Genomic DNA, 5660 nt, shown 5'->3' with positions numbered 1-5660 from the left:
AGCATAATCCGATCAGTCTAGTTCATATCCAGCGGCGGTGAAGCACGCTGCGGCCTGGCGATGAGAGATATCGTCAATTGCTCCACAGACGGTATTTTGAAGAGCGTCGAGGGTTCGCGGTGCCACCCGTCTGATCCACGCCTTCATTTTGGCGAAGATGTTTTCGATCGGGTTGAAATCAGGACTGTAGGGCGGCAGGAACAACAACCTGGCGCCGACTGCCTCCACAGCCTCGCGGGCAGCGGCTCCTTTATGGGCGGGCAGATTGTCCAGAATGACGACGTCTCCCGGCGACAGGGTTGGAACGAGCACCTTGCGGGTATAGGCGGCAAACCATTCGCCGGTCATTGGGCCGTCCAGCATCATCGGTGCTGTCATGCCGGAGAGGCGCAGCCCGCCGATGAACGTCGTGGTTTTCCAGTGCCCGTGGGGCACGGACATCCGACAGCGCGTGCCCCGTTGTGACCGCCCCCGCAGGCGGGCCATCTTCGTTGAGACGGCTGTTTCGTCGATGAAGATCAGACGGGCCGGATCAAGGTCAGGCTGACTGTCAAACCAGGCCTCGCGCCGCTGTGCGACGTCGGGCCGTGTCTGCTCGCTGGCGTGCGCCGTTTTTTTTGATGGTCATGTCGTGACGGTCGAGACAGCGCCAGATCGTACTCGGCGCAAAGCGGACACCGTGTTCCGCTGCAAGTGTCTCCGCCAGTTCGACAAGGGAAATATCGGCCTTTGTTTCAATCGCGGCCAGCAGGAAGGCTGACCACGCTTCAATCCGGTGAGAACGGCGATCACCGCCCTGTTTAAGCGCATGGTCACGACCGCTGGCCTGCCACTCGGCAACCCAGCGGATAACGCTCGACGAAGACACACCAAAACGAACCGCCGCCGCACGACGGGTCATGCCAGAGGCAACAGCCGCAATCGTGCGGCGGCGAAGGTCAGCAGACAGGGCTCGGGTCATACGGGCCGGCCTCCATACCGGCACATAGTATGAATCAGATTTCGACCAGTATGGGAATCTTAAAATGAACCTATTAGATCAGATTATGCTCTAGTTCAAAGCAAAACGGCATATGTAGCAGCGTGACCTATCTCTCACTTCTTTCATGCCTTGAAAAAGAACGTCGATGATCCGCTTGTACCGTATCGTCATCTCCACATGATTAACAGGTCGGCCTCCTGAACATTTGAGGATGAGCGCCATGGCAGCGTCCTGGTCTATCCCGATGCTGCGATCCGTCTTGCTGTCATAGGCTAGAGCCGCCAAGGTGCGGCAATGCTCAGTCTTACCATGTCCAGCGAACGTCTCACTGCAGCGAGTACGTTCCATGACGATCTTTCGGATGAAACGTCGGCCACATGAAGACAGCGGAATTGGTTGCTGCCCCCTCATCGACATAGCACGCCTTGCGATCGCTCGTAGTGGACGATGAGGAAAAACGACGCATTATCCAAGTCCCCAGTCAGGGTGAATGCATGTTCGATAGGTTTCCTGAACTTGGGGGGAGTGCAATCAAGGAACCGACCACGATCTCGATGACCAACGACGTCCAGAACCACTGCTCATAAAAATCCGGTACGCGCCATCTGATGTTCTGACGTCCGAACATCAGCATCTGCTCCAATGCCCTGAAGTTCACGCATTTTGCGATGGAATGTATTACTCCCATCCAAGAATGATCTTACAAATTCCGCCTGAGAATGTTCTGACGTCCGAACATTGAGCATAAGGATGAACTAGAACCAGAAGACTATCGTAACACGTCGCACAGCAAAATATCATCCTCCATTATATCTTTGATCGCTATCTCCTCGGCTGATTTATGCCTCGTTTTAATGATTCGTCCGCTTTGACAAAGCCTCATTCAAGACACAAGTAATCTATAACATGGTCCTAAGTTGCCACTTCAGTCATGCCGCACCTGGGCCGGATTAGATGTTTGACGAGAAGCAGGCAACATTGATCGTATCTCTCGAAGACCAATTTAGGGCTTCATATCAGCCCATATGCCGTCGATTTTTTCCTTGACAAGAAAGACTGATAACAATCAACATCAACCATCATCGTTGACGTTGATGCTATTTTACGCATCAAAAGTCTGTCTGGGGAAGCCATAATGAACGGTCAAACATTTCGAAATAGCCGACTGACTTTGCGATTAAGTCAGGCCGACATCAAAGATGAACTCAACCGCAGACTTGGCCGAAGCTATGATAAGCCCAAGATTAGCCGGTGGGAAAACGATAAAGAACCAATCCCGGATGATGTCGCCGAGGTGATACGTAATATGGCTGGCGCAGTTCAAGATTCTGCAAGAATACTTGTGCTGGCAAACCAAAAAGGCGGCGTTGGGAAAACAACGTCATCGCTCAACCTCGCATACGCGTTGTCATCACTGGGAGGGCGCGTTCTTCTCATTGATATGGATCCACAAGCCACAGCTACAGCCGGGATACTCGCTGGCGCCAGTGTTGAACTTTATCATCAAGGCAAAACGACCGCTCACCTCATCCTTGGTGGAAAACCCCTTTCTGAGATCGTGGTTGCGGCGGGCACGCTACCAGACGGACGCGAACTGCCTTTCGATTTCATCGCCAGCCATATTGACCTAGCCGAAACGGACGGCCGGAGAGAACCCGGTTTTGACGCCGCGCTACGGGAAGCCATTGATCCTGTCCGTGAGGACTACGACTGGATCGTGATCGATGCACCTCCCAATCTCGGCATGCTTACATGGATGAGCCTTGCTGCTGCCGATGATGCAATTGTCCCTGTGAGAACCGAGCCTTACGACACAATGGGCGTTGGCCTGATTATCGGCACCATCGGCAAGATCCAGCGTCGTCTGAATCCAGGGCTTCGACTCCTTGGTATTTTACCGACCCAATATAACGCACGCAAATCTGTGGACCGCGAAGTCCTTCAACACTTATGTTCCATGATGAAAGACCGCGCTCCAGTTCTGGAACCCGTGCCTTCAAGCGCTGTGTACGGTCATGCTGCACGCGCAGGCAGGATTGCGTTGGAGTCCTCTTCTTCAGCAGCCGCAACGGCACCATACCTTCGACTGGCACAAGCACTCCAAACGAAGACAGATTTTCCGCTTGCAGATATCGAACAGCCTGAAAGTAATGCGTGATGGCAACCCGACGCAAAACAAAAGCCCCGTCTCCTATTCTCGGCGTAGCCGCTGGTCTCATTGACGACGCCAGCAACAGTTTTGTTCGCCAGGACGGAAAATTTCGACATACATTCGAAGTTCCTTTGACAGAAGTGGCGCCAGATCCGGACCAACCGCGAAAAAGTTTCGACGACGAGAGTATCGCAGCACTAGCAGAAACCATGGTCGCTGAAGGACAGCTTCAACCCATTCTTGTACGTCGTGTCACGAACTCACAATCCGACAAACGATGGGTCATAGTCGCGGGCGAACGCCGTTGGCGAGCAGCGCAACATGCTGGCTGGTCCAGCATGCTTGCAATTGAACACGACGGTGATGCTGAAGTCGCAGCGCTCATTGAGAACCTTCAGAGAGTGGACCTAAACCCTCTGGAAGAAGCAACCGGCATCCAACGACTGATTGAAAAAAGAGGCTGGAACCAGAGCCAGGCAGGTGAAGTTCTTGGAAAAAGTCGCGGCGAAATTAGCTCTATCCTGAAAATCCTGACGCTCCCAACCGATATCCTTGAAGAGTTGACGTCAGAGCGAGGTGTGGCACGAAATACCCTTGTGGAACTCGCACGAGTCCCGGATCCTGTGAGACAACAAGAGCTCATTGAACAAGCCAGAACCGGACAACTCACAGTAAAAGCTATTCGACTGGGTCGAGCTGACCTCGAACGGCCAGAATCCGCACCGACCCGCAAACCTTCTGGATTTACGTTTACATCCGTAGACAGGATGGCCCAGCGTCTAAGTGAAGTCCGTGCCCAACAACTCCCGCTTAATTCGGAAGACCGTGAACGCTTGCGAAGACTCCGGGCCGAGATTGATCAGGTGCTGGGTGATGAAAATACGTAACACTGACGAGAGAATCATTGACCCTGGCTGTATTAACCGGTTTGTTTGCATTCGGAACATCGCGCACAAAAGGCAAGGCTGGGGTAGATAATGGCTAGCAACGAAGCTGACCTGTTTGTCGACTCCCTAATAGGGGCTCCGTTAAAGGATGACAGAGCCCTTATGGAATATCCGTTCTTCAGCATCCAGAAGCAACCGCGCATGGAGCCTCTGGTATATGACGACGGGAAAATACAAATTACCATAGAACCTGGCCCAAAAGGGCTTGCGACGATTTGGGATAAAGACATACTTCTTTATGTCGTCTCTCTTATCAATGAACGCATTGAGCGAGGAATGACTGTCGACCATACAGTCCGCTTCGCTGCGCATGATCTCCTGCGCGTCACCGGTCGAGGAACAGGTAAGCGCAGCTACGACCTTTTGCTCGATGCGCTTCATCGTCTGAGATCTACAAATATCATGACAACCATCGAATCTGCAGACGAACGCGACCGGCGCGGGTTTGGCTGGATAGAGACATGGCGCGTAGTCGAGCGGAAAACATCGACTGGACGTAAAATTATGGCAGCCATTGAAATTACGCTCAATGACTGGATGTTTCGTGCCCTCGTCAAGGAACGCAGGGTGCTGACAATTAACCCCACTTATTTTAGTCTCGATAGTGGCCTGGGGCGCCGTATTTATGAAATCGGACGAAAGCATCTTGGTAACCAGGAAATATGGAAAATTAGTCTAGATAAACTCGCCAAGAAAATCGGTACTACACGCGAATTACGATTTTTCAAAAGAGATCTTCTCAAAATTATAGGCGATGACGTTATCCCCGATTATCAGCTATCCCTCGAAGTAGGTCCAAGGGGAGGGCGTCCCGTAGTGATTTTTGAACATCGAGAATCACAATCTTAGCGATAAAATATGAGCAGGACATGTGCGCGATGTTCCGAACCATGAGACGCTGTCGCGTTTGTTTTCCTAGGCTGCTGTGAAGCGCAAAATACCTAAGATATCAAGCCTGCTACTTATCGGATGCCATAACTTGTCATCGCCCAAGGAATCACACGCACGGACGTCCGAACGCCAGAGACCTACCTTAAACGTGCGCGATGTTCCGAATTCATGGCGTTTGGGCAGAGACTGCGCCTCATAAACACCTTGGGCAACTATCGGCGTGAACTTGATGACCGAATTAGCAAGGTGAAGATCGTTAATGTGCGCGATATTCCGAATATCTGGCCTAATGCCTTTTCCGGCGTGCGCGATATTCCGAAGTTTTCTCTTCCCTATATCCATTCTCAAGAATTGGAGGCCTGTTGCAGTTGTTCTTGACGGTCGCAAAGTATGCCTTCTGCCCTGTCGACGATGATTACTCCCATTATTCACAGCAACGCGATTCTCGTTCGGAATATCACGCACGTCTTATCGGAACATCGCGCACATCCCAACGGAATATCGCGCACGCTTTCTTTCGGAATATCGCGCACGCCTTATCGGAACATCGCGCACAGAAACAGGCCCTAACCAAATGATATTAAACGCGCTTTTCGGCCTTTAACTTTTTAACAGTTTAAAAATAACCTTCTAACTCGACCGTTGGGGATAAGTCTGCCTTCCTTGCATTCCATCTTCAGTTCGCGCT

At 51.8% G+C, this 5660-nt stretch carries 4 protein-coding genes; 3 read left to right on the top strand and 1 reads right to left on the bottom strand.

The genetic code is table 11. The annotated features are described in order from the left end of the window. Positions 1-12: 12 nt before the first annotated feature. Positions 13-961 (bottom strand): IS630 family transposase gene (locus GXY01S_RS17695; RefSeq protein ID WP_110570450.1). Its coding sequence is split into 2 segments (ribosomal slippage): positions 13-622 and positions 621-961, totalling 951 coding nucleotides; the frame shifts between segments, so codons are not numbered across the junction. A 1156-nt stretch (positions 962-2117) separates the two neighbouring features. Here GXY01S_RS17695 and GXY01S_RS16205 point away from each other — a divergent pair. The 3 genes from GXY01S_RS16205 (at position 2118) to GXY01S_RS17685 (ending at position 4930) form a co-directional block, all read left to right on the top strand. Then, positions 2118-3140, top strand: coding sequence for a ParA family protein (locus GXY01S_RS16205; RefSeq protein ID WP_025440117.1), 1023 nt, complete (start codon positions 2118-2120; stop codon positions 3138-3140). Beyond that, on the top strand, positions 3140-4021 hold the full coding sequence (locus GXY01S_RS17690) for a ParB/RepB/Spo0J family partition protein (RefSeq protein ID WP_010517477.1): 882 nt from the start codon (positions 3140-3142) through the stop codon (positions 4019-4021). The genes GXY01S_RS16205 and GXY01S_RS17690 overlap by 1 nt, the downstream gene beginning before the upstream one ends. A gap of 90 nt (positions 4022-4111) precedes the next feature. Then, positions 4112-4930, top strand: coding sequence for a replication initiator protein A (locus GXY01S_RS17685; protein ID WP_010511482.1), 819 nt, complete (start codon positions 4112-4114; stop codon positions 4928-4930). Positions 4931-5660: the final 730 nt, after the last annotated feature.

The organism is Komagataeibacter xylinus NBRC 15237 (assembly GCF_001571345.1).
GTDB lineage: Bacteria > Pseudomonadota > Alphaproteobacteria > Acetobacterales > Acetobacteraceae > Komagataeibacter > Komagataeibacter xylinus.
Note: the sequence above shows the minus strand (reverse complement) of the source record. Positions and strands in the feature narration are given on the sequence as shown.

Bases quoted from the DNA above. Each gene is read 5' to 3' on its own strand.
- GXY01S_RS16205 (WP_025440117.1), top strand. From the start codon at position 2,118: ATGAACGGTCAAACATTTCGAAATAGCCGACTGACTTTGCGATTAAGT.
- GXY01S_RS17690 (WP_010517477.1), top strand. From the start codon at position 3,140: ATGGCAACCCGACGCAAAACAAAAGCCCCGTCTCCTATTCTCGGCGTA.
- GXY01S_RS17685 (WP_010511482.1), top strand. From the start codon at position 4,112: ATGGCTAGCAACGAAGCTGACCTGTTTGTCGACTCCCTAATAGGGGCT.